The organism is Bacillus sp. BP-3 (assembly GCF_028401955.1).
Classification (GTDB): Bacteria; Bacillota; Bacilli; order Bacillales; family Bacillaceae_G; genus Bacillus_A.
Genome location: NZ_JAQOTJ010000005.1, coordinates 34,204 through 58,011 on the forward strand (window position 1 = coordinate 34,204; position 23,808 = coordinate 58,011).

Here is a 23,808-nt window from a genome sequence, read left to right on the forward strand (position 1 = left end):
ACAATTTTCTTTATATAAGGTTTTAATTTTCGTTGTCGCTTCCTCAATTAACTTCAAATCATCTGGCGTTACGGGATAGGTTTTCATATTCATATAAAATTCCCTTTCTAATAATTAAAAAGTAAGCATAGCCCCTCTTTCATCAAATACAGAATCTGGGTTCCAAGCAACCTCCCAAAGATTATTTTCAGGGTCAGCAAAATATGCTGTTCTCCCTCCCCAGAACGCATCGCTTGGCTCGCGTAAAATTCTTCCGCCTGCTTTTCGAATTTCCTCAATCGTTGTATCAACTTGTTCAGGATGATCAACGTTAATCGCAAACGTTACACCACGAAACGTTTCTACGTCTTGAGTGATTGAAACGCCAGCATCCTTTGCTAATTCCTCAATAGGAAAAATCGAAAGAATAACACCCGCCGTTTTAAACGCAGCGTAAGTATCTGAACTGATTTCTGTTTCTTCCCATCCTAAGCTTTTGTAAAACGCGCGAAGAACCGGTAAGTTAAACGCACCAATTGTTAGTAAGCTTACTCGTTGTAGTACCATGATACTCCCCCCATAATGTATAGAAACACTTACATACTCCCGCTCGAATCAAACACTTGAATCGGTCCGTCCCAACCGTCTTTTCTTATCTCACGGTATTCATTATTCGTGTACGCTGAAATGACTTTCCTCCAAAATGCTTGAGCTGGAACATTTTCTTCCATCTCTGAAACTTCCCATTCCCCCGGGAATTTAGAAAACAATTGAAAAGCCGCTTGTTTTCCTACACCACTTTTCCGATATTTTTTCATGACAAAAAATTCTGACATAGAGTAGTATGTACAGCCATTTTCCTCAATCGCGCGAATCAATGCAAAGCCTGCATACTTTTCATTCACTTTAATAAAAAACGGAAAGCGACCTTCCTCTGTAAAATAATGATCTACATACATATATTCATACAAACCATGCTCATTCACATCTTCAGGGTCAAATTCGCTAAAGTCGTATTTATATAGTTCCGTTAAATTCTTTAAAACGCTTTTATTCTCTAGTTTTACTTTTTCAATTTCCAAATTTATATCCATATTTATTTCTCCTAATTCTACTAAATTTATAAAATTTTATGTATTTCATTACCAATTACTTCAACACGTTCCTTATAATACAATCCTTTATCTTTTATTTTAAGATGAGAGATAAAAAGGTTCGCAAGCATCAGCGCCGTATCAAGCCTGTAAAATAGACAAACAATTTTTGGAAGAGAATCAAAAATATGCTCATTTTTATATCCGGCCTTAAATTCACTCCAATTCACTTCATTCACTTCCGCTATTCTCATCAGTTCGAGAAGCGGGTGACCAATGAGAGCATTGTCCCAGTCAACGATTGCCTGAATTTCTCCGCCATGACCAATTATATTGGCAGGTCGAATATCCATATGGAGCAGCCTTTTTATCTGTTCCCCTGCCTTTAGAGTCGCCTCAATTTCTTCTGCTTTTGGAAATGGAATACGTAAAGAAGTAATTTCGTTAAATGATTGTAGCCTTCTGACAAGGCGCTCTGCTATATGCTTTTCTGTCGACTCCCCATTCTCATTTTCATAATGTAAGCCTTCAATCGGCATATGATGAAGCTTATTGGCTAATTCTCCAATTTGGTAAGAAGAAATCGGAGTAGAGTCAGTAACTATATAATCCGAAATTAAAAAATCAAGTTCCTCAGAAAGATGCAGTCTATGAACGGCTGGCACAGGAATTCCTTGAGAATGACAAAACTTAGAAAGCTTTGCTTCTTTTTGTAATGAAAGGCGGCTACTAAATAAATTTTCATTGATATTAGCAACTTCGCGCTCCCACGGTACACGAAAAGCAAATGAACCTGTTTTCGAACCTCCTCGAAAGACAACATTTTGGACGCCGCTTCCTGCTACTTCTAAACTTTTAATTCCCAACTCTTTATATTGGCTAGCTAATACGTTTTGTAGTTTCGTTCTTAACTCTTCTGTTCTTGATGCTACATTCAACATTGCATCCCCTCCTCACTGAGAGTCTTCTCCGTTAAAGCAAAAAAATCTTTTATATCTTGTAAAACAATTTGCATTGCTTTCTCCCAGAATTCTTGTTTTGTTAGATCAAAGCCAAGATGGTGAAAAGCTAATTGTTCAGCAGTCATTCTGCCAGTATCTCGAAGCAAATCTATATATTTTTCTTCAAATGAATGTCCTTCTTGAAGTGCAGTTGCGTAGATTCCTTGGCTAAATAGAAAACCAAATGTGTACGGGAAATTATAAAAAGGTTTATCTGTGAAATAGATATGACGACTCCAAACCCATGAAAAATCATGATAAGAAGCAAGAGAATCATTGAATGCGTACTGCTGTGCTTTTTTCATCAAATGGCTCAATTCATCGACTCCTACAACCCGCTCTTTTCGAATTTCATAAAAATCTCTTTCGAACATAAAATTCCCCTGTACTCCGATCAAATAACTAAGCGCTGTTTGTATCTTTGCCTCTAGAAGAAGCAGTTTGTCATGTTCATTTGAAGTATCTTGAATTACTTTATTTAAAATAAGCGTTTCTGCAAACGTAGAAGCTGTTTCACTAACAGCCATCGTATACTGCTGCGCAAATGGCGGAACATCATTTGAAATAATGCCTTGATGAAAAGAATGTCCTAATTCATGGGCAAGTATAGCGAGATTATTATGTGTTCCTTGAAAATTCATGAAGATACGAGCTTGCTTCGTTAGCGGAAATCTAGCTGAGAATCCTCTACTTGCTTTTGTATTCCTGTTTTCAGAATCAATCCAACCTTCCTGAAATGCTCTTTCTGTATAATTCGCTAATTTAGGGCTAAAAGAATGAAACCCAGTAAGGATTATTTCAGCAGCCTCTTCATATGTATAAGTCTTCGCTACTTTTCCTATAGGCGTATATATATCGAACCAATCCATTTTTTCTAACCCTAGTAAACGTGCCTTTCTTTTTAAATATGAAGCTATGACAGGCTTACTTTGATTGACAGCCTCCCACATAGAATCAAGCGTTGATTGTGACATTCTATTGTAACGGAGCGGTTCTGTTAAAATGGAATCTACTCCCCGATATTTATATACTTGTAGGCGAAAACCAGCAATATTATTTAGAGCTACTGCGCATGTCTCAGCTACTTTTTCGCCTGCATTATGTAAAGCATTTACGAGATTCGTTCTAGAATAATGATTGATAGATGAATGTAATTGATTATATACTTGTCCAAAATTAAGGTACTTTCTTTGTCCATCTTCCTCTAGAACAATCTTCGTTTTTCCGATGATAGAGTTATGTAAATTGACCCAAGCATGATAGCCATTAATAGAAAGATCTTGGATCAACTTTTCCTGTGCTACCGGTAATTTCCCTCTCGCCTTTTCTCTTTTTTCTTGAAGTGGAAAAGCGATTGGTTTGATTTGTTCCAGCTGCAATACCTGCTCCCAAATCTCGTCCGGTATATGTACCAAAGTTTGTTCAAAATTGCTGATGACGATCTCAAATTGTGATGAGATATTCCTTGCTTTTTCACTTAATATAACAGCCTGCTCATCTTCCACATTTTCTGATTCCAAACATTCCACAAAGTGGGTTGCTTCTAGCAAACGAATAGACATCTCTTGAATTCGATTCATTTGTTCAATCCACTCTTCATATCCACTAATTGATTCTAGTTCCTTAATTTCTATTGTTGTGGCTGTTTCTTTAACAACATCTCCCTCAAGTTTTATAAGAAACTGTTTGAAGCTATTCGACTCACTTCCCCCAGGAAAAATCTCATCCAAACTCCAGCGTTGTTGTAAAGCCTCACGCAATGTATCCGCCTCCTAACAAATTTCGTTCTTACCCGTAGCTATCCATATTATACCATGAAAGAAATTAGTAAATTCAGAAAAAAAGGAAGAAGCGTTCTCTTTACGCTTCTTCCCTCTCAATGTTTTTGTTTTCTCCTTTTTAAGCCCCGCACCTGGCAGGAAAAAGATTTTAGGATTTGTACCTATACAAAATCATTTACTAACCGGCGCATTTTCTATCTTTACATAATCAGTGCTTTCTACTTCATCTTCATCATCCAAGTCCACAACCGGTAAAGCCGTATGAACCGCCCAGTAATAGCTAATCAAGGAAACAATACTAACCGCTAGCAAATCTGTTGAATTTGTTAAATACCCCTTTCCTTCTCCAAACATACCGAAGTATGACACTACCATTATGGCAATGTAGTAAAAAACGAGCCATAACGATGACTTAATTTGCTGGGCTAAAGATACTTGTGAAGTTGGTACCCATTTTTTACAGCATAGATAAATGACAAACATGATAACTTGTGAAGACAGTAACCAAGAAAGCGTTTTCCAACCAGACCAGTACACAATTAATGAAGCAATGATAAATGAAAGAGGCCCGATAATTGACATTCCTTTTACCAAAAATGGACGATTTAGCTCAGGAGTCCGTTTTCTAAGTGCCGCCGCTGTAATCGGTGCAAGGGCATAACTTAATACAAGCGCTGCAGAAACAACATTAATTAGTGCTTCCCATGAAGGAAACGGTAATGTCCAGAAAATAGAAAGAGCAAAAGTAAGCCAAAGAGCCGGTCTTGGTATGCCTGATTTTTCATCAACTTTAGAAAATACTTTAAATAATGTTCCGCCTTGAGCCCAGCCATATATAACGCGAGGAGTAGCTGACATATAAATATTCCCCGCTCCGCTCGGTGATATAATCGCATCGGAAACGATAAAATAGGCCATCCAGCCTAGTCCTAATAAAAGAGAAATATCTTTAAATGGTAAACTAAATTCTTTACTAATTCCCGCCCAGCCGTTGCTAAGCATTTCAGTTGGAATGCTTCCAATAAAAGCAACTTGCAAAAGAACGTAAACAATCGCTGAAGAGACGACAGATAAAAGAAGAGCAATCGGTATCGTTCTTTGCGGATTTTTCACTTCACTTGCAACTGATACAATAGGCGTCAGTCCTAAATAAGCAAAAATAACACCACCGGCAGAAATGGCTGCTTGTACACCAGAAAATCCAAACGGCGCAAAATCAGCACTTGAAAAATTATCGGCATTTAAATACATTAACAATACAACAATTGTTAATGCTGGTACAAAAAATTTAAAGATGGTTATGATTAAATTTGTTTTCGCAAATGTTTTTACACTCCAGTAATTTAACAAAAAGAAAATGACGAGTAGTCCAAATTGCATAAGCCAGCCGCTTACAGTCGGTAAAGTAGAGTTTTCTTGCGTCAGACTTGGCCACCAAGCTGCAGCATATTGCCTAGCCGCTTCTACTTCAATTGCGATTAAACTTGAAAATGCAATAAGAGTAATGAATCCAAGTAAATATCCAAGTATCGGACCGTGAGAATATGCAGGATAGCGAACAATTCCTCCAGCTCGTGGAAGTGCTGCCCCAAGTTCACAATATACAAGTCCTAATAACAAAATAGCAAATCCACCAATGATCCATGAAATAGTTCCCGCCGGACCTGCTATTCCAGCAACATGGCTAGCAGCAAACAACCAGCCTGATCCAAACATAGAGCCAAAACCGATAAAGGCTAAATCTAATAGTGATATTTCTCTTTTAAACTTACCTTTATTAGACATCCTCTAACCTCTCCCCTCTTGTTTTATTTTCTTAATTTTCAGTATTTTAAAAGGAGACTATTGCCATTACTTTATCATTTTCTAGAAGGGCAATATAGATTTCCCTTAAAAGTTTACTAGATAGAATATCCTAACTCACTTTCTCCCTTTGTTTTAAACCTCGCATGTGGCAGGAAAAGGCACTGACCGCTGCTATGTACGGCCAAATGCTCTCTCCCACCTAAAAAAAGGGTTTTTTATATCTGTTTTCAATCTTTATTTCAAGTTCACCCAAATACTCTTCACTTCTGTATAATTATCAAGCGCATAAGAGCCCATTTCGCGCCCAATACCTGATTGCTTATAACCACCAAACGGCGCTGCTGCATCTTCTAAGTTGTAATCATTAATCCATACTGTACCAGCTTTTAAGCGATTCGCTACTTGGTGTGCAGTTTTAACATTTTCTGTCCATACACCTGCAGCGAGTCCAAATGGTGTGTTATTCGCTCTTTCAATTACTTCTTCTACCGTATCGAACGGCAGAACTGCCACTACTGGACCAAAAATTTCTTCTTTGGCGATAATCATATCATCTGTAACATCAGCAAAAATAGTTGGCCTGACGAAGTACCCTTTTTCAAATGCCTTCGCACCGCCAGCTGCAATTCTTGCGCCTTCTTCTTTTCCCTTTTCGATATAATGTAACACGCGCTCTTGTTGCTTTTTCGAAACAAGTGGTCCCATTTCCGTACCTCTTTCCATTCCTGCACCAAGTTTTACATCGTTCGCAAGTTTTGCAAATTCTTCCACCACTTTTTCATAATGCTTTCGGTGAACGAACACGCGAGATCCTGCACTACAGTTTTGTCCATGGTTATACATAATACCGTTAAAGGCACCAGTAATTGCATCTTCTATATTTGCATCTTCTAAAATAATATTTGGTGATTTTCCTCCAAGCTCTAACGTCACATGTTTAATTGTTTCAGCTGCTTGGCGCATAATATATTTACCAGTATTAGTCGAACCTGTAAAAGCCACTTTTTCGATATCATGATGATTCACAATTGCTGCTCCTGCTGTTTGACCAAATCCAGGAACGAAATTGACAACGCCGTCCGGGAAGCCAGCTTCTTTAAAAAGTTGCGCTGTATATAACAGAGATAATGGTGTTTGCTCAGCAGGTTTTAAGACGATTGTACATCCTGTCGCCAGTGCTGCCCCCATTTTCCACGCCGCCATTACTAACGGATAGTTCCATGGAATAATTTGACCAACAACCCCAATTGGTTCATGGCGTGTATAGTTTAAATAGTCCTTTGAAATTGGCGTTGTTTGACCAAGTATTTTCGTTGCCCAGCCAGCATAATAACGATAATGCTCTACTGTTGCTGGAATATCGTCCTCTAGTGCTACTTGATATGGTTTTCCATTATCGAGCGCTTCCAATTGTGCTAGTTCTTCTTTATGCTCATCAATTAAATCAGCCAACTTGTAAATGAAATGAGCTCTTTCAGCCGCACTTAAGTCAGGCCATGCTCCTTTTTCAAATGCTCTGCGTGCAGCCTTTACTGCTAAATCAACATCTTCTTCCCCAGCCTCACTTACGAAGGCAAGTACTTCTTCTGTTGCTGGATTATACGTTTCAAACGTTTTGCCGCTTACCGCTGGTACAAATTTCCCATCAATAAAGAGTTCAATATTTCCTTCTAAAAAAGCTTTTACCCTCGGCTTTAATTCGATTTGTGTAGTTAACATATTCCTCTCCCCTTTACATTTTATATCTTGCTATTTGTGATTTGTGGTATGAGAAACCAAAAAAAATCTGCAATTAACCATAAATAGGGGGTGAATCCCCCTTATGGATGAGTTTTTCCTTTCATACACGTTGTGCAGTTAAACTTGCTAAAATATCCTTAAGCTTTTGATCTTCCTCAGATGTCAACCCTAAACGAGGATAGCGTGAAGGTCCGCCTGCCTGTCCATTCAATTCCATCGAACGTTTCACAATTTGCACATATTTTCCTGATCCTTCAAGGAATTCACAAAGCGGTAAAATACGATCATTGATTTCCCAAGCTTCTTTTAACTCACCGTTTTGGAAGTGATTGAACATTTGGGTAACAAGCTTTGGTACAATATTCCCTGCAACAGAAATCCAGCCTGTTGCCCCGACCAAATAAGACTCCATAACTAAATCTTCTGAACCACAGAAAATTTCAATGTCCCCTTTACCTTGTCTAACAAGATCTCTCGCTTTGCGGATATCTCCACTTGATTCTTTAATGTGGGTAACTCTTTCACATTCTTTGCCGATTTTCAGCATCAACTCTGTACTCATATCAACGCCTGATGTAAATGGATTGTTGTACAGCATAATCGGTACATTCACTGCATTTGATACTTCTTTAAAGTGGAAATAAATTTCTTCTTCTTTCGGTTTACAGTAATAAGAATTAATAATGAGCGCACAATCTGCACCATGTGCTTCCGCCTGTTTCGTATATTCAATCGTTTCTTTTGTTGTTTCAGCTGCTGTTCCTACAATAACCGGAATACGGCCGTTTACTTCTTTTAATACAGTTTCAACCATTTGGAACTTTTCTTCTTTTGATAAACTTACAAACTCTCCGGTACTTCCATTAATTACAATCCCTGCAACGCCTTGATCTACGAAGTAGTTCACATTATTTTTCACACCGTCCCAGTCAATCTCCTGCGCCCCAGTCATTGGCGTAATTAATACTGGATAAGCTCCTCTAATTGTTGTCATTTCTATTTCCCCCTTAATATTTTTCACTATCTAAATTCATTTTGATTGTTCAACATATCGCGGCTGTGCAGAATAAAACATGATATCTTCTATGCATGGCCAGATGCTCTCGTCTGCCCTAAAAAAGGATTTTCATGTTGTTTTTTATTACTCTATAAATCTCATACAAAGATAATCGGTTACACTTCCATTATTTCAGTAAAAATCCAGCAGGTAACGGATCTGTCGGATCTAATACAAATAGTTGCATTCCTGTAATAAAGCCGCGGCTTTTTAAAGTGAATTTGTATCCATCCTCTGTTTGTTTCGCTACTTGTACTGTCAAAGTACTCCCGAAAATACTTTCATTTACAAGTGGCGGTTCCATATACAATTTCCCTTTAGAAAGTAAACTTGTATAGCACGCCTTTGTCGATTCAAAGCTTGGAGAGCGAACAATGTACTGGTCTTCACGAAACGTGATTGTTTTAATTCGGCCCTCTTGCACATGCGAATCATCCATTAAAATGATACCTCTTACTGGAAATTTCGACTCAAGAGCCTGATACATCGTTTGTCCCCATCTCTTCAATTCAGCCAGTTCCTCAATACGAATCTCTGTGGCAATATCACCTTTCTCAAACACTGCATATAATCGATCGCCTTGTACGAGGGAGAACTGTGTATTGACATTTGACTGAGACAATGGAATGTTTGTCTCCACTATGTGACACGGTTCACTTTCTATCGCCACTGAAACTACCTCATCATTCTCCATCATAGCGATAACGGAAATCACACCTCTGAGCGTTTCGATTTTATATTCATTTGACGCTCTCGGCTGCAAATGACCGCATTCCAGTAAAGTTGTAATAACAGCAACAATGCCGCCGTAATGAATCGGAACCGTTCCTTCATGATTTAAAAATAATACTGCAGCATCTGCTTCTTCGCTAATCGTTGGAACAACAAGACAGCCATTCATCCCAGCAAATCCGCGCGGTTCATTCAATAAAAGATAGATATCATTTGCAAATACATGCATAAACTGCTCATTTAACTGCTCCAAATTTTGATAATGAATGAATGGCACATCTTTAATAACACGAAACGCTTCTCCAGCTACGTGTACATCTGTTGTTGAATACGTCTTCTGAATTTTCATTTCACGTCCTCCGTTTCATGTTCCATTGGCGGAATGAGCAGAAAGCCTTCTTTAAGTGGATCTTTCTCATTGTAGAAGAATCGGTGCATTCCCATTAGCCAAGCGGATCCTGTAATTTGGGTTACAACAGCATCAACCCCTTCCACATCCGTCGTTTCCAATACGCGTCCTCTAAATAAGGAACCGACAATGCTTTCATGAACAAATTCTTCGCCAATTGAAATTTCTTGATTCGCATATAGGACAGCTAATTTCGCAGAGGTACCCGTTCCGCATGGAGAACGGTCGATTCCCCCCGGAGGAACAATCACTGTGTTTTTCACATCCGCTTCCTCATGAGTTGGTTCAGTATAAAACTCAACATGGGTTAGCCCTTTAATAAACGAATATTGTGGATGAACGATTTCAACTTTTTCATTAATGGTGTTTCTAATGTTGATTGCTGTTTCAATTATATGAGAAGCATTTTCTGGAATTAACTCCAATCCAACCGATTTCGCTTCAATAATTGCGTAAAAATTCCCGCCATACGCAATATCGGCATCTATGCGCCCAATTCCCTCGACATCAACAGAAATGCTTTTTAAAAGAAACGCCGGGATATTGCAAAAAGACACTTCTTTTGCTTTTCCATTTTCTATTGAAATATCTACTTCAACGAGTCCAGCAGCCGTATCCAACTTTAAGGAAGTAACGGGCTCCTGAATGGGAATCAATCCAGACTCAACTAGAGCTGTACACACACCAATCGTGTCATGTCCACACATTGGTAAATATCCACCCGTCTCTATGTAAATTACTCCAATATCAGCTTCTGGATGGCAAGGATCCGTTAATAAAGCACCAGACATGACATCATGGCCGCGCGGTTCATTCATTAACAGTTTGCGAATCCAATCATATTCCTTTTTCATATGGAGCATTTTTTCTGACATTGTTTCCCCAACTAGTTTTGGAAGCCCGCTAATTAATGTTCTCGTCGGATTCCCGCCTGTATGTGTATCAATTGTTGTAAAGACTCTTTGTGCCCTCATCTGCTCAACATCCTTTCTGTAAATCGGTTAAAGCTAAGCGGATCAACGGGAATAGACGTTTCTTTTTCGTTAATGAGTTCTTCTACTATTTTCCCTGTTACTGCTGCGAGGCTAATGCCGTCTCCTTCATGGCCCGCCGCAATATAATAATTTGGAATTGTATCTACGCGTGAAACGATCGGCAAATGATCCTCCGTCCACGGACGCAACCCTGCATATGAACGAATTACCATCATGTCTGCCATTTTCGGATAAAACCGGATTGCCCGGTTTGCAATACATTTAATGACTTCATTGTTTACTGCCGTATGAAAGCCAACAAACTCTCTGCTGCTGCCAATTAAAAAGTTTTGACTTTCTGTTGGTTCAAAGACAAGAGCAACCCCGTATTTCTCAGTTAGCGGGTCAACAATGCGTTTTCCACCAAACTTAGAAATTAAATAGCCAAACTCCATTACTTTTCGGGACCCTACATGCTGCTGCCTTGAAGCGACGATAATATGTCCTTTTCTCGGTTCAATCGGTATCGACAGATCTAGCATCTTTCCGATTCTAGGCGCCCAGACTCCTGCCGCATTGACGACATGATCTGCAGTAAAAACTCCGTTTGTCGTTTCTACAATAAATGAACCACTTTCTTCTTTTTTCATTTGCTTTACTTCTGTATGTTTGAAAGCTTTAGCTCCCAGTTTTTTCGCTTCCTCTAAAAGGGAAAAAGCTAAAAGATAAGGGTTCACTGTGGAATCAGTGGCACATTCTAGCCCCCCTAATAAATCATCTGCAAAAAAGGGAGACTCCTGCCGAATATCCTGTCGGTCAAGCATTCGAAATGGTAAACCCGCGGCTTTTTGACGGTCTACCCATTTTTGCGCCGCTTCCATCTCCTCATCTGATTCACAAACGAGGATGCTTCCCGGAGCACGATATTCAAATGAATGCTCTAACTCTCTACTTAGTTCATCCACTAAATTTTGACTAAACAACGACATCTGACTATCAAAACCTGGGTCTTTATCAATCGCCAAAATATTGCCGTCACATCGTGAAGACGTGCCACTAACAAATTCCCCTTTTTCAATTATCGTTACGTCTCTTCCGTATTTAGAAGCATAATAAGCAATCGAACAACCAATAATTCCCCCGCCAATGACTAACACGTCACAATGGTTCACATGACATTCCTCCTCTCGATGAAATGGCTTCATTACCTAAAAATGCAATTCGTGTGCCAATTAACGTAAAACTTTCAAAATGAATTATTATTTCTTCCCGCGCTGATAGAAGCTTCACTTTTCTTCGATTGGACAGGCTAACCATGAGTGGAGATGAAAAAACTCCCCCACTCATGGAAGTTTCACTTTATTCCAAAACATTTTAAATTTTTTGTAAATAAGTGTATAATTTCCTTTACAGTGTTAATATTTTTTTACAGTATGGGAGGGGATCAATATGTTTTCATTGCCGTCAGTAAAAGAAATAATAAAACAATATCTAATAGATACATCATTCGATAAACAGCAGATCGAACAGAAAAACGGAGAATTTTATTATCGTTCAACACCAAAAACGCCTGAGATTCCATGCAAAATCGTATACGAAGATGATTCATTATTCACCTTGCTTCAGGCGTTTACTCATCATTCCACAGCTATTATTCTTGATACAAACAAACATCCAGTAGGCTGTATAACAGCTGCTCAACTCATTCATTTTCTTCATAACTCTTACAATCAATTAAAAGCTTTTTATGAAACTGTCATTCAAACGACGGATTCTTCTGTCACGGTCATTGATGATAAGGAACGTGTTCGTACATGGACAGAAGGAGCAGAAAAAATATTCTCGGTTAAGCGGCAAAATATAATTGGCCGACCAATTACTGATTTCTTTGATTATAAAAATCTAGAAATCTTGCAATCTCTACATAAAGGGAAACGCATTGCAAGACAGCACCATCAGCCTCAGTCTGATTTATTTGTCTTAATTAACTCTAACCCAGTTTATTTTAACGATCAGATTATCGGTGCAGTCGTTTCAGAAACAGATATTACAAATCAAATTGTACTGAATGAGAAATTATTTAACATGTCCAATGAAGTACACCGGCTAGAACAAGAAGTAGCAAAATATAAGGATTCATCCGATCCCTTTCATTCCATTAAAGGAAAAAGTGCTGCCCTGCAAAGAACAGTAGATTTAGCTAGAAGAGTATGTTCTGTAAAATCTACTGTTCTCATATTAGGCGAAAGTGGTGTAGGAAAAGAGGTGTTTGCCAAAGCGATTCATGAAGCAAGCGAGGAACCGAAAGCGCCTTTTATTTCGATTAACTGCGGTGCAATACCGGCATCTTTATTTGAAAGTGAACTATTCGGATACGAACGGGGCGCCTTCTCTGGTGCTGACAGTAAAGGAAAAAAGGGAAAAATAGAACTAGCAAAAGGTGGGACGTTGTTTCTTGATGAAATAGGTGAAATGCCCCTCGAAATGCAAGTAAAGCTTCTACGCGTACTGCAGGAACGGAAATATTATCGGGTCGGCGGAGAAAAAGAAATCAACATCGACTTCCGTATCATCGCTGCCACAAATCGTGATTTACAAGAATTGATGAAACAAGGACAGTTCCGTGAAGATTTATATTATCGGCTAAATGTAGTTAGTTTGCATATCCCTCCTTTAAGAGAGCGGCAAGAAGATATTATTGAATTAACTCATTATTTTTTACATGATTTTTCTTTGAGTTATCAGCGGCCAATTCATGAATTCCCGCCAGAAGTCATGCATGAACTGCTTCGCTATAATTGGCCTGGTAACATTCGCGAACTGCGCAACGTCATAGAGCGACTTATCGTATTCGCAACAGATGGTGTAATAAAAAGAGAGTACTTACCCTTCCATACCAACAATATTAGCCTTGAAGACACGCTAAAGACTGCAAATCATGTACTCCTAGAAAATGATTGCACCATCTTACCATTGCAAGAAGAAATGGATCAACATGAGAAAAAGATAATTGAAAGAGCGTTACATATTTTAGATGGAAATAAATTAGAGTGCGCAAAACAGCTCGGTATCACAAGAGCCACCTTATATAATCGATTAAAGCGGCTTAACTTAAACTAACGCTCTTCCTCCTCTATATTGGCACATTTTTTGCATAGTATTTTTATGAACGACAATGGAGGAGGAATTCAAATGGGGAACAAAGATAGCATTGTAGTTTGTCGTTGTGAAGAGGTTACTTATGGACAACTTCATCAAACAGCAAATCAGCATCAATGCACAGCGAGAGAATTAAAATTAAGAACACGAGCAGGAATGGGCTTTTGCGGAGGCCGCACGTGCCGCCTAACATTAGATAACATTATTGAAAGCATCATCCCTAATGTATCACCTAGTGAAATTCCGTTAAAATACCAGCCCCCAGTTCGGCCGGTGACATTTGGGACAGTAGGTGAAAAACAATGAATAGAATTATGAATCATCCCATTTTAGGGAATTTAGATGATAGAGAACGTATTTCTTTTCAATTTGATGGAGTCGAATATGAAGCGTATGAAAATGAAACGATTGCCGCTGCTCTTTTAGCAAATGGGATAAGAAAACTACGTGTTCATGAAGATACCGGAACACCTAGAGGAATTTATTGCAACATCGGTCACTGCTTAGAATGTCGTGTAACTGTCAATCAGCAACCAAACGTAAGAGCTTGCTTAACAGTCGCCCAGCAAGATATGGTCGTTGAAAGCGGGAAACAGCATCCGAATATTGTAAGAAGGATGGTGGAAAAGCGATGATAGATGTTATTGTAATTGGAGCAGGTCCAGCAGGATTAGCAGGAGCTATTGCTGCGGCGGAATTTGGTCTCAAAGTGACCGTTATTGATGAATTTATAAAGCCAGGCGGCAGATTACTCGGACAACTTCATCAAGAGCCTTCTGGTGAATGGTGGAATGGAATTGAAGAATCGAAACGCCTTTATCAAAAAGCGCAGCAATTGGAAGTCGATATTCGTTGCGGCGTATCTGTTTACAACTTAAATAAGGAAAATAACATATGGAATGTGCATACAAGTTTCGGTACGCTAGAAGCACCATTTGTATTAGTAGCTACCGGGGCGGCTGAGTACTCTATCCCGCTTCCGGGCTGGACCCTTCCTGGTGTCATGTCAATCGGCGCAGCGCAAGTAATGACAAATGTTCACCGTGTCCAAGTCGGCCAAAAAGGAGTCATTATCGGAGCGAATATTTTATCATTTGCGATTTTAAATGAATTACAACTAGCTGGTATAACAGTTGATCGCATTGTGCTTCCGGAAAAAAGTGTCCTTAGTAAACAAGCTGGTGACCCCGAAACGGTCATGAACTCTCTCTTAAATGCAGCACATCTCGCTCCATCGCCGCTGCTACGCATCGGGAGCTATTTCATGAAAAATGACTGGATTAGAAAAATTGGTTTAAACTTTTATCCGAAAAACGGCATGAAAGTAAATGGTACCCCTCTCCAACTTCGGAAAGCAGCGCTTGAAATTATCGGTGAAGATCAAGTTGAAGGGGTACGCGTGGCCGATATTGATACAAATGGCAATATTATTCAGGGATCTGAAACAATTTGCAATGCAGATTTCGTCTGCATTGCAGGCGGCTTATATCCGCTAGCAGAGCTTGCTGCTGTTGCCGGGTGTCCATTTCAATACATTCCTGAACTTGGCGGCCACGTCCCTCACCATTCAGAGACGATGGAAACGCCTCTTGATGGGCTATTTGTCGCTGGTAATATTACCGGCATCGAAAGCGGTAAAATTGCCATGGCCCAAGGAACAACGGCAGGATTATCTATCGCCAAACATGTCGGAAAAGGATTAGGAACAATTGATCAACAACTACAACAAGCAGTGCAACATGTCCGCACTGTTCGCAAACAAGCTGCAATTCAATTTAATCCTGAAATTGATAATGGCAGAAGCAAAATGTACGAACTTTGGGAACGCCTCTATTCAAATAACAAGGCCTCTAAAAAAATTGTGTAATCAAATAAGAAATCCCGCCAGCTTTTGTTCTGACGGGATTTCTTATTTGGGCTTCTATAGTTATGCTGCAGTTACTGAAGAATGTTTTAGCTTTCGCTTATTCTTTTTCTTGTGCCACCACATATATATCCCAGTAAGCATTAAGATTGATGGTGTAAGACCACCAATCACATATAAGACTTTTGTAAATGAACCACCAAACGTTCCTGTATGTAGTGGTTTAAGCCATGTCTGATACTTCAGTCCATCATCCACCTTTGGGTCTTGTTTAGACAGCACTTTCCCGCTATACTGGTCAACCCACATTTTCACATTCCCATTCCCTGGATCGTATGGACGGCTCAAACGAATTTCCACAGCACCTTCTGCTTTTCCTTTTTTAGCTTTCGCTGGCATCCTTACTTGCGTAATAGTCCCTTGAGGAACCGCCTTTTCAGCTTCACTTAACAAGTGATCAAGAGGGAGTTTTCCTCCTGAAAGAGGCTTAGAAATAAGTTTCTCCTTCGGTGGCATGACACTCGTTTTCGCTCCGACCCAGTCAAAAATTGTCTTATCGTATGCAAAAAGTGCCCCTGTTAATGAAACCACTAATAAAAGTGGCATAGCACTGATTCCAATGACTTTATGTAGATCATACTGTTTTACATATGTATTCTTACTGCGCCGTATAACAAAACCACGTGTCCACTTTTTAATTCCAGGCCACCATAAATACAAGCCAGATAAACTAATAAAAAAGAAAACAAATCCAATAATACCGACAATTTCTTTACCGTTAAAATCTTTCAGAAGTAAATGATAATGAATTTCTTTGACTTGATTAAAAAACGCCTTTTCCCCTAAATCTCCATTTATATTACCAGTCCCTGGATCAACATATACAGATTTCGTCCCTTTTCCTTCTTTCAAATTAAACAAATAAACCCCTTGAGAGTGTGGATCATCTGGCGTATACACACGCTGAATTTCTCCCTTTGGATATGCACTTGCTACCACTTGCAAAGCTTTCTGATATGTAACCGGTTCACCCTTAGTTATTTTGTATAAATCAGGATAAATCATACGATTTAATTCGTTGTCAAAAACAAGCAAACTCCCAGTCAATCCAATTAGCACAATAAATATACCAGCTATCATGCTAAGGTATAAATGAACCTTCCTAACCAAACCACGAACTTTCATAAAAGTCCCCCTTAATGAAATGAAAAATCAAATTAATATTAAAGATAACGATTATCATTGTCAATACGTTGAGAGAATATATTTATAAGGTGCTTTTTGGTAAACTAAAAAGTCCCTTATGAATATATTTTTGTAAAATCATAGTTTAGTGGAAAATAGGCTCTAAAATGCAACTGACATCTACAATATAAAAAAGACGAAGCAGCTATCGAGATTCAATAGCTGCTTCGTCTTTTTTCTGGTCATATGCCCTATAAGTTGTATGCAGAAGTATATCCTTCGTTTTATTATTCTGGAATAAACTACAACACTCTATTCTAAATGCACAGTGCAATTATACAATTCTGAATCCCAACCATTCTCTAGTTTAATAATTTTTGTTAGAGACGTATTTTTCGGAGATTCTGCCATATGTAAATGAGGCACCAACTCCTTTAGAAGATGTTTAATAAATGCACCATGACTAACGATTAATATATTTTTATTATCATGTTTAGATGAAATCTCTTCAATGACTGAAAGGCCTCTTGTAATCACACTATTAGCACTTTCAATCTCTAAATCCAGCTCTCTCCAATTCTTTCCCCATTTTAAAATCCTCTCTTCTTCTGTTGTCCCTTCAATCTGTCCTCCGCCTGCTTCACGAAGTCTAGCTTCTAAATAAAGGGGGATAGTTGGAAGTTTTTCTCCAATAATCTCAGCAGTTTGCTTTGCTCTTAATAGATCGCTAGAATATATGAAATCCCAATTCTCCTTATGCAAACGCTCTGCTAATTTATATGCATCCGCTATTCCAGCTTGGTCAAGGGAAATATTTGAACTCCCCTGTGCTCTTCCTTCTTTATTCCACGGTGTACTCCCGTGACGAATGATCCCTATTTTAGTCATGTGAAAACCTCCAAATGATGAAAAATGAACTTAGTTCGAAGTATTATTCCTCTTTCTAAGCTCATCCCGTATATCTTTTCAATACTCATTTCGTTCTCTCATTCTCTTTAATACAGTTAACATAACACATACTACAAAGGCTGCTGCTGCGACATAGAAAACAAGTCCTAATATTGAAAAAATACTATATAAGGCCGTCCCAGATTCCATATCTCTGTCCCCCTATTTTAAGTAGATGGAGTAACCCATACTTCATACATCAATTTATCCCCAAGCCAAACTGTATCCGTATGAACATGAAATCGTTGAACACTTGCCAAACGAAAAGCCAAAACATAGGCAACTTTTTCGTTTGGAGTTGTATATCCATCAAAAACCCCCGCATACATATCGTTACTGATATTTTATTGCTTAAAAGATTTCTTCCCTTTACTTTTCTCATATCGATAATGAAAATAATAGAGAAGTACGATTGCTAAAATCCCTACTCCAATCGACATGTATAAAGGACATTCCCAGCGGACATAGCCCCTCACACAAATCATGAGCACCGTTAACATTTCAAAGCAAAATAATACTTTTATATTTTTCATCGGCTACTCCTTATGTATAATTCCATGTTGATTTTTCAACATATAAGTTGCTGTTATTTAAAATAAAAAATGATTTGCACTCGTTTTCTCTCTTTGTTTTATCGTCGTACATGGCAGAAAAAGGCCCTGGCCGCTTCCATACATGCCCAGATGTTCTCGCCCACCTAAAAGAGAGGGGTTTAAGGGGTTTATTTACTTAGTTTTCTATTCTCACATGAGGACTTCCTTGCAAAAGCAGCTCCATAAATTTTTCTTTCTCTTTTGGCATTGTAATCATATGTACTTCAAAATTATCGCCGTACGTAATTTCTAAATTTCTCTTACTTTTTCCAACAAACCGGATTGTTCGAATGCTTTCAAGCGGAATTTTCTTCTTTGTTAACCAATGCCCTGTTACGAGCTCATCATTAACGATTTTATGTTGAAACACAAATATTTCAGAAATAGAAATAATCTCGACAGCTAGAAATAATATTCCTACCACAAGTCCTGCTAGCCATCCCTTTTCATTCAGCGTGAATGATATAATAGGAGAGATTACGACAAGTAGCAGCATAATGACAGTAAGCAATATCATAATTGGATTCTTTTTTATGTGAAATTCCATTCCCATCACCTCTTAACCATATTGTACCATTAATTGTTAGTAAATTTAGAAAAAAAGAAGCGTCCTACTATACGCTTCTTTTCTTCCATTCTCTCGCTAACATACTATATACCGCAGTGTCATGAAAATGATCATATAACCATTCTCCATCACGAAGCACTCCATCTAAATGAAAACCAAGGCGTTCTGGAATGGCACGGCTCTTTTGATTACTTACGCCGCAATGTATTTCAACTTTATTTAACTTTAAATTTTCAAAAGCATAACGAAGCACACATTCTACGCTTCGTGTCATTATGCCCTTTCCGCTTGCTTCTTCTGCAAGATAGTAGCCAAGACTTGCCGCTTTCTTTGCCCAATTCACCGGATGAATACCAACCATCCCAACGAGTTTTCCTTTATAGCGTATACCTGCTTCAAAACCATTTCCATCTGCGAATTGATGCAGCCACATTGGAAAGATCTCATTATACGCTTCCGCTGTTTTCGTACGATCGACCCATGGAAGCCATTCTCGTAAATGTTCTCGATTGCTGTCCACTAATTCGTACAGCTCATTTTTATGATGTTTTTCCAACAATTGTAATTCGATTTCTTCATCGACTCTGAGTGTAAACATTTCTAAATCCCCTTTTTATTTTCTTATTATTCTAACACTTTAATTTGTAAATTGTTAATAAAAATTACAAATTTATACTACTTTTTTAACACGTAATGTAAAGAATCCCGATGAAAGAAGAACACCACTAATTACTAAAATCATTCCGAGTATTTGTGCCGAAGTTATATTTACACCATTTAAGAAAGAAACAATCATTGTTACAACTGGAACTAAGTTAAAAAATAAAGATGTTTTAGCAGCCCCAATTTGAGACACCCCGTTATTCCACCATAAATAGCCTAATACACTCGTTCCAATAGCCATAAATAAGATGGAAAGCCAGGCGAATAGAGGAATATCCAAAATAGGCACTATATTTTTCTGTAAAGGAGAAACACAAAGAAAAGCAATTGCTCCAACAATCATCGTATATGTTGTTGTGTGCATAGGACTTCCACTTTTAATAAGCTTTCTACTTAATACACTATATAATCCCCAGCAAACATTACCCAATAAAATAAGCAAATCTCCTATGGAAAAAGATAAATTCTGTATAACAGAGAATGACCCTTGTGTAATAACAAGTATTACACCAATAAATCCAAATGCCATTCCGATTACTTGCCTTCTCACTATTTTTTCTTGTAAAATCAGCCTCGCTAATATTGTCGTAACAAGTGGATTCGTAGCCATAATGAGTGAGCCATTTATAGCCTCTGTACTTTTCATTCCTAAAAAGAAACAGAAATTAAACCCAAATACACCAACTATCCCAAGTAACATGTAGTAACCAATATTCTGTTTACACTCTTCCAACTTCAAATTTTTCCTGATAACTAAAATACTTAACATAACAAACGCCGCTATGCCGAAACGCCACGCAGCAATGTGAGCAACTGAAAAATATTGTACTGCATATTTTGAAACATTAAATGTTCCACCAGTAAATAATGCAAATCCAAGCAACTTTAAATACACTTTATTTTTCATCATCGCCCTCACAGTACTTTTCTCCTAAAAAATCATGATAAATCTCTAGTTTTTGTTCTGTAAGTTGAATTACTCGTTCTAATTGTTTCTTTTGGACTTCTATCTTTTTTAAATGATCATTTAAAATGGAAATGCGCTTTTTTATTTTCGAAGGCACTTCTTCTTTTCTTTGCTTAATTTCTTCTAAAATACAACCGTCACTTGCAAACTCTGCAATTTCTTCTAATGACATTCCCGTTTGTTTTAAGGAATATAGAAATTGTAAAAACTGCACATCTCCATCTGTATATTGACGAATACCGCTATTTCGTTTTGGCGGCGGCACTAATCCTAATTTCTCATAATACCGAAGTGTATGAATGCTCATTCCTGTTAACTCTGCAACTTTTCCAATTGTATACATCATATCTCCCCCTTACCTTCCACAACTTTATCTTACTACCTAGAGTTAACTCTAGGTCAACAACAAAAAAAGACGCGTATCTCTACACGTCTTTTCATTTCCTTACTTTTTCTCCGCTACTTGAACTTCCTTTAGATAAGCAGCTTCAAACTTTTGAATATCACCAGCGCCCATAAAAATAAGTACGCCGTTTTTATGTTTCTTTAATACTTCTGTCGTCATAACTGTAACTAGCTCTGCACCATCAATGCGTTGCTGTAAGTCTTGAATTGTTAATTCTCCTCTATTTTCACGCGCAGAACCGAAAATATCACATAAATATACTTGATCTGCCTTACGTAAACTTTCTGCAAATTCATCTAAGAATTTTTGTGTTCTCGAGAATGTATGCGGCTGAAATACTGCTACGATTTCACGTTCTGGGTGTTTTTGACGAGCTGCTTCAATTGTCACAGTAATTTCCGTTGGGTGATGTGCGTAATCATCAATAATTACTTGCTCACCTACTACCTTTTCGTTGAAACGACGCTTTACGCCGCCAAATGTTGTTAACTGCTGTTTTACAACTTCGACATCAATGTTTTCATAATGACAAAGGGCAATAACCGCCAATGCATTTAGCACGCTATGATTGCCGTAACCTGTGATTTCGAACGTTCCATAATACGTATTACGAACAAAGACATCAAATCCAGTGCCATCTGTTCGTTTTTGAATGTTACGTGCCTGGAAATCATTATCTTCGCCAAATCCATAGAAAATAACTGGTACTTTCGCCTGAATCTTTTGAAGTTCTTCATCATCACCACACGCAATAATCCCTTTTTTCACTTGCAGCGCCATCTCTTGGAACGCACTAAATACATCATTAATGTCTGCAAAGTAATCTGGGTGATCAAAATCGATATTTGTCATAATTGCATAATCTGGATGATACGACAAGAAATGACGGCGATATTCACACGCTTCAAATACAAAATACTTACTATCCTCTACTCCAAGTCCTGTTCCATCACCAATTAAACAAGATGTAGGGCTCGCTCCTTGCATTACGTGAGATAACAAACCTGTCGTTGATGTTTTTCCGTGAGCACCAGTTACAGCAACGCTCGTATACTTGCTCATAAAATCACCTAAAAAGTGATGATAACGATAAATAGGTAAATTTAATTCTTTTGCATATTCAATTTCCTCATGCGTATCTGGAAATGCATTTCCTGCAATAATCACTTGTCCTTCTTCAATATTCTTCTTATCAAAAGGTAGGATAGAAATCCCACGCTCTTCCAACGCTGTTTGCGTAAAAAAACGTTTGTCTACATCAGAACCTTGAACAGTATGCTTCATATCATGTAAAATTTGCGCTAAAGCACTCATCCCTGTCCCTTTAATTCCTACAAAATGGTAAACTGTCATCTTAAAGAACCTCCAACATTTCGAACTATTCCAACGGTCTATCTATAAGACAGTATATGATTTTCTTCTTATTTTGGTAATCATCTCGAATTTCTTATAATCACGTCTAAGCTTCCTTATAAGTCCATAACAAACCTATTATAGCAAAAAACAATCCATTATACTATGATAACAGAAAAACTGATAGGGTCAATTCCCTACCAGTTTTTCCGTTTATTCAACTATTTAAAACTAACTATTCCTCACTTAATATTCAGAGAGAAACAAAGAAAATTGTTTGGGAATAACTGCCCGTAAAAGCCCGATTGGACGGGCTAACCATCGGTGAGGGATGAAGCTCCCCCACCGATGGAAGTTTCACTTTATTCCGCGTCTTCCCTTGCTTGTAATTGAACTCGTTCTAAACGCGGATTTGGACGATATTTACGTCCTGCTTTCGCTTCTGGTTTTCCGTTTAATTCTACGTTATCACCTGTGAAGCCAATGTTCATTTTTAATAAACTACTGCCGACACCATAAATATCAACAGGAACATTTTGTGATTCAAACTCACGAATACGTTTTTCATCAAAGCCGCCGCTTACTACGATATTCACGTGCTGGAATCCTTCGTCATCTAATGCTTTACGAAGTGCAAAGATTAGAGATGGATTCACACCGCGTGGATCAAATGTGCCAAGTACTTCTGGATGACGAATGAAGTATTGGTCAATCATCGTGCGCGATGTATCTACACGTACGCCTTTTAGTTCTGATCCGAACTCACGAGCAACACGAAGTGCATCTGTAATGACATCGTTATTGTAATCGATTAGTACGACTAGCTCATCTTTTGGAAACTTTTTATGATATGCTTTTGCCGCTTCTACAACATCACCATTAAACATTTGAATTAAAGCGTGAGGCATTGTTCCCATTCCGCTTCTGCCCCACCATTCATTCATCGCATGTGTTGCTTGTGCGCTCATACCGCCGATATAAGCAGCATAACCATCACCTGCTTGTTGTGTATAATGATCATCACGGTCGCCCATGAAAATAACAGGCTTCTCTTTCTGACCGCTGCGCGCAGCTTGTACAACGTTATACACATTTGTTGCCACAGAAGTGCGTCGCCCTAAAATACCATCAATGACACCTTCTAAATAGCCGAAATACTCATAAGGTCCGCGAATCGTTAATACCGTTTCAAACGGACTTACTTTATCCCCATCTTTTAAAGTGTGAATTTCAAGCTCTTCAGGGTACTCCGCAAATGTTTGTAATAAAGCAAGCACTTCATCTGTTCCACATAATACAGCGTGTTCTTTCTGGAAAAATTGCATTGTCACAACGCTTTCCGCTCGAAATTCTTTAATAATATCACGAGTTTTTAAGAAATAAACCGCTGAAAACCATCCTTCACCAACGCGCTCATCAAACTTGAACGTCTTATTTGTCAGTCGCTTTATTTCACCTTGTAATTTTAGTTCGATTTCTTTCATGTCGCTATACTCCCTACTTTACTATCCAACGTTTTCTCTTAGTAT

General features: G+C 38.3%; 24 protein-coding genes. 4 read left to right on the forward strand and 20 right to left on the reverse strand.

The features are described 5' to 3' along the window. Positions 1-114: 114 nt before the first annotated feature. The 10 genes from PLX19_RS10090 to PLX19_RS10135 all read right to left on the reverse strand — a co-directional run bounded on the left by PLX19_RS10090 (position 115) and on the right by PLX19_RS10135 (position 11,745). Positions 115-546 carry a VOC family protein gene (locus tag PLX19_RS10090; protein WP_272188414.1) on the reverse strand — a complete coding sequence of 144 codons (432 nt, stop codon included), beginning with the start codon at positions 544-546 and terminating at the stop codon, positions 115-117. A gap of 29 nt (positions 547-575) precedes the next feature. Next, positions 576-1,073: a GNAT family N-acetyltransferase gene (locus PLX19_RS10095; protein ID WP_272188417.1), complete on the reverse strand. Its 498-nt coding sequence runs from the start codon at positions 1,071-1,073 to the stop codon at positions 576-578. A gap of 26 nt (positions 1,074-1,099) precedes the next feature. Then, complete coding sequence (locus PLX19_RS10100; RefSeq protein WP_272188419.1) at positions 1,100-2,014, reverse strand: phosphotransferase family protein; 915 nt, start codon at positions 2,012-2,014, stop codon at positions 1,100-1,102. After that, a complete protein-coding gene (locus tag PLX19_RS10105) occupies positions 2,008-3,834 on the reverse strand; it encodes a M3 family oligoendopeptidase (protein ID WP_272188421.1) in 1,827 nt (608 codons plus the stop codon). The genes PLX19_RS10100 and PLX19_RS10105 overlap by 7 nt, the downstream gene beginning before the upstream one ends. 192 nt (positions 3,835-4,026) lie before the next feature. Beyond that, positions 4,027-5,640 carry an APC family permease gene (locus tag PLX19_RS10110; protein ID WP_272188423.1) on the reverse strand — a complete coding sequence of 538 codons (1,614 nt, stop codon included), beginning with the start codon at positions 5,638-5,640 and terminating at the stop codon, positions 4,027-4,029. 255 nt (positions 5,641-5,895) lie between these two features. Further along, on the reverse strand, positions 5,896-7,380 hold the full coding sequence (locus PLX19_RS10115) for an aldehyde dehydrogenase family protein (RefSeq protein ID WP_272188425.1): 1,485 nt from the start codon (positions 7,378-7,380) through the stop codon (positions 5,896-5,898). A gap of 121 nt (positions 7,381-7,501) precedes the next feature. After that, on the reverse strand, positions 7,502-8,395 hold the full coding sequence (gene dapA / locus PLX19_RS10120) for a 4-hydroxy-tetrahydrodipicolinate synthase (RefSeq protein WP_272188426.1): 894 nt from the start codon (positions 8,393-8,395) through the stop codon (positions 7,502-7,504). A 190-nt stretch (positions 8,396-8,585) separates the two neighbouring features. After that, positions 8,586-9,539: a proline racemase family protein gene (locus PLX19_RS10125; protein WP_272188427.1), complete on the reverse strand. Its 954-nt coding sequence runs from the start codon at positions 9,537-9,539 to the stop codon at positions 8,586-8,588. Beyond that, a complete protein-coding gene (locus PLX19_RS10130) occupies positions 9,536-10,573 on the reverse strand; it encodes a proline racemase family protein (RefSeq protein WP_272188429.1) in 1,038 nt (345 codons plus the stop codon). Before PLX19_RS10130 ends, PLX19_RS10125 begins: the two co-directional genes overlap by 4 nt. Next, positions 10,570-11,745: an NAD(P)/FAD-dependent oxidoreductase gene (locus tag PLX19_RS10135; RefSeq protein ID WP_272188431.1), complete on the reverse strand. Its 1,176-nt coding sequence runs from the start codon at positions 11,743-11,745 to the stop codon at positions 10,570-10,572. Before PLX19_RS10135 ends, PLX19_RS10130 begins: the two co-directional genes overlap by 4 nt. Before the next feature lie 277 nt (positions 11,746-12,022). Between PLX19_RS10135 and PLX19_RS10140 the strand changes: the two genes are divergently transcribed. The 4 genes from PLX19_RS10140 (at position 12,023) to PLX19_RS10155 (ending at position 15,599) form a co-directional block, all read left to right on the forward strand. Then, positions 12,023-13,693: a sigma-54 interaction domain-containing protein gene (locus PLX19_RS10140; protein ID WP_272188432.1), complete on the forward strand. Its 1,671-nt coding sequence runs from the start codon at positions 12,023-12,025 to the stop codon at positions 13,691-13,693. A gap of 72 nt (positions 13,694-13,765) precedes the next feature. Beyond that, positions 13,766-14,038, forward strand: coding sequence for a (2Fe-2S)-binding protein (locus PLX19_RS10145; RefSeq protein WP_272188433.1), 273 nt, complete (start codon positions 13,766-13,768; stop codon positions 14,036-14,038). After that, positions 14,035-14,367 (forward strand): (2Fe-2S)-binding protein, encoded by a 333-nt coding sequence (locus PLX19_RS10150; protein ID WP_272188434.1) that lies wholly within the window; start codon positions 14,035-14,037, stop codon positions 14,365-14,367. The genes PLX19_RS10145 and PLX19_RS10150 overlap by 4 nt, the downstream gene beginning before the upstream one ends. Next, positions 14,364-15,599 (forward strand): NAD(P)/FAD-dependent oxidoreductase, encoded by a 1,236-nt coding sequence (locus PLX19_RS10155; protein ID WP_272188435.1) that lies wholly within the window; start codon positions 14,364-14,366, stop codon positions 15,597-15,599. The genes PLX19_RS10150 and PLX19_RS10155 overlap by 4 nt, the downstream gene beginning before the upstream one ends. A gap of 60 nt (positions 15,600-15,659) precedes the next feature. On the opposite strand, the gene PLX19_RS10160 is transcribed toward PLX19_RS10155, so the two are convergent. The 10 genes from PLX19_RS10160 to PLX19_RS10205 form a co-directional block, all read right to left on the reverse strand. Then, entirely contained in the window at positions 15,660-16,781 is a 1,122-nt protein-coding gene (locus PLX19_RS10160; protein ID WP_272188436.1) for a PepSY-associated TM helix domain-containing protein, read from the reverse strand. A gap of 312 nt (positions 16,782-17,093) precedes the next feature. Then, positions 17,094-17,669 carry a histidine phosphatase family protein gene (locus PLX19_RS10165; protein ID WP_272188437.1) on the reverse strand — a complete coding sequence of 192 codons (576 nt, stop codon included), beginning with the start codon at positions 17,667-17,669 and terminating at the stop codon, positions 17,094-17,096. A gap of 78 nt (positions 17,670-17,747) precedes the next feature. After that, positions 17,748-17,879, reverse strand: coding sequence for a hypothetical protein (locus PLX19_RS10170; RefSeq protein WP_272188438.1), 132 nt, complete (start codon positions 17,877-17,879; stop codon positions 17,748-17,750). A gap of 194 nt (positions 17,880-18,073) precedes the next feature. Further along, entirely contained in the window at positions 18,074-18,262 is a 189-nt protein-coding gene (locus PLX19_RS10175) for a hypothetical protein (protein WP_272188439.1), read from the reverse strand. A gap of 196 nt (positions 18,263-18,458) precedes the next feature. Then, the gene (locus tag PLX19_RS10180; protein ID WP_272188441.1) at positions 18,459-18,869 is read right to left on the reverse strand and encodes a PH domain-containing protein; all 411 of its coding nucleotides are present in this window, start codon (positions 18,867-18,869) and stop codon (positions 18,459-18,461) included. Between the two features lie 67 nt (positions 18,870-18,936). Then, entirely contained in the window at positions 18,937-19,488 is a 552-nt protein-coding gene (locus tag PLX19_RS10185; protein WP_272188443.1) for a GNAT family N-acetyltransferase, read from the reverse strand. A 72-nt stretch (positions 19,489-19,560) separates the two neighbouring features. Continuing rightward, positions 19,561-20,460, reverse strand: a complete 900-nt coding sequence (locus PLX19_RS10190) for a DMT family transporter (protein ID WP_272188722.1) — start codon at positions 20,458-20,460, stop codon at positions 19,561-19,563. After that, positions 20,450-20,863, reverse strand: a complete 414-nt coding sequence (locus PLX19_RS10195) for a MerR family transcriptional regulator (protein WP_272188445.1) — start codon at positions 20,861-20,863, stop codon at positions 20,450-20,452. The genes PLX19_RS10190 and PLX19_RS10195 overlap by 11 nt, the downstream gene beginning before the upstream one ends. 102 nt (positions 20,864-20,965) lie before the next feature. Then, positions 20,966-22,279 carry a UDP-N-acetylmuramate--L-alanine ligase gene (gene murC, locus PLX19_RS10200; RefSeq protein ID WP_272188447.1) on the reverse strand — a complete coding sequence of 438 codons (1,314 nt, stop codon included), beginning with the start codon at positions 22,277-22,279 and terminating at the stop codon, positions 20,966-20,968. A 362-nt stretch (positions 22,280-22,641) separates the two neighbouring features. Continuing rightward, on the reverse strand, positions 22,642-23,763 hold the full coding sequence (locus PLX19_RS10205) for a nicotinate phosphoribosyltransferase (RefSeq protein ID WP_272188449.1): 1,122 nt from the start codon (positions 23,761-23,763) through the stop codon (positions 22,642-22,644). Positions 23,764-23,808 lie beyond the last annotated feature (45 nt).

Bases quoted from the DNA above. Each gene is read 5' to 3' on its own strand.
- PLX19_RS10090 (WP_272188414.1), bottom strand. From the start codon at position 546: ATGGTACTACAACGAGTAAGCTTACTAACAATTGGTGCGTTTAACTTA.
- PLX19_RS10095 (WP_272188417.1), bottom strand. From the start codon at position 1,073: ATGGATATAAATTTGGAAATTGAAAAAGTAAAACTAGAGAATAAAAGC.
- PLX19_RS10100 (WP_272188419.1), bottom strand. From the start codon at position 2,014: ATGTTGAATGTAGCATCAAGAACAGAAGAGTTAAGAACGAAACTACAA.
- PLX19_RS10110 (WP_272188423.1), bottom strand. From the start codon at position 5,640: ATGTCTAATAAAGGTAAGTTTAAAAGAGAAATATCACTATTAGATTTA.
- PLX19_RS10115 (WP_272188425.1), bottom strand. From the start codon at position 7,380: ATGTTAACTACACAAATCGAATTAAAGCCGAGGGTAAAAGCTTTTTTA.
- dapA (WP_272188426.1), bottom strand. From the start codon at position 8,395: ATGACAACAATTAGAGGAGCTTATCCAGTATTAATTACGCCAATGACT.
- PLX19_RS10125 (WP_272188427.1), bottom strand. From the start codon at position 9,539: ATGAAAATTCAGAAGACGTATTCAACAACAGATGTACACGTAGCTGGA.
- PLX19_RS10130 (WP_272188429.1), bottom strand. From the start codon at position 10,573: ATGAGGGCACAAAGAGTCTTTACAACAATTGATACACATACAGGCGGG.
- PLX19_RS10140 (WP_272188432.1), top strand. From the start codon at position 12,023: ATGTTTTCATTGCCGTCAGTAAAAGAAATAATAAAACAATATCTAATA.
- PLX19_RS10145 (WP_272188433.1), top strand. From the start codon at position 13,766: ATGGGGAACAAAGATAGCATTGTAGTTTGTCGTTGTGAAGAGGTTACT.
- PLX19_RS10150 (WP_272188434.1), top strand. From the start codon at position 14,035: ATGAATAGAATTATGAATCATCCCATTTTAGGGAATTTAGATGATAGA.
- PLX19_RS10155 (WP_272188435.1), top strand. From the start codon at position 14,364: ATGATAGATGTTATTGTAATTGGAGCAGGTCCAGCAGGATTAGCAGGA.
- PLX19_RS10160 (WP_272188436.1), bottom strand. From the start codon at position 16,781: ATGAAAGTTCGTGGTTTGGTTAGGAAGGTTCATTTATACCTTAGCATG.
- PLX19_RS10165 (WP_272188437.1), bottom strand. From the start codon at position 17,669: ATGACTAAAATAGGGATCATTCGTCACGGGAGTACACCGTGGAATAAA.
- PLX19_RS10170 (WP_272188438.1), bottom strand. From the start codon at position 17,879: ATGGAATCTGGGACGGCCTTATATAGTATTTTTTCAATATTAGGACTT.
- PLX19_RS10175 (WP_272188439.1), bottom strand. From the start codon at position 18,262: ATGAAAAATATAAAAGTATTATTTTGCTTTGAAATGTTAACGGTGCTC.
- PLX19_RS10180 (WP_272188441.1), bottom strand. From the start codon at position 18,869: ATGGAATTTCACATAAAAAAGAATCCAATTATGATATTGCTTACTGTC.
- PLX19_RS10185 (WP_272188443.1), bottom strand. From the start codon at position 19,488: ATGTTTACACTCAGAGTCGATGAAGAAATCGAATTACAATTGTTGGAA.
- PLX19_RS10190 (WP_272188722.1), bottom strand. From the start codon at position 20,460: ATGAAAAATAAAGTGTATTTAAAGTTGCTTGGATTTGCATTATTTACT.
- PLX19_RS10195 (WP_272188445.1), bottom strand. From the start codon at position 20,863: ATGTATACAATTGGAAAAGTTGCAGAGTTAACAGGAATGAGCATTCAT.
- murC (WP_272188447.1), bottom strand. From the start codon at position 22,279: ATGACAGTTTACCATTTTGTAGGAATTAAAGGGACAGGGATGAGTGCT.
- PLX19_RS10205 (WP_272188449.1), bottom strand. From the start codon at position 23,763: ATGAAAGAAATCGAACTAAAATTACAAGGTGAAATAAAGCGACTGACA.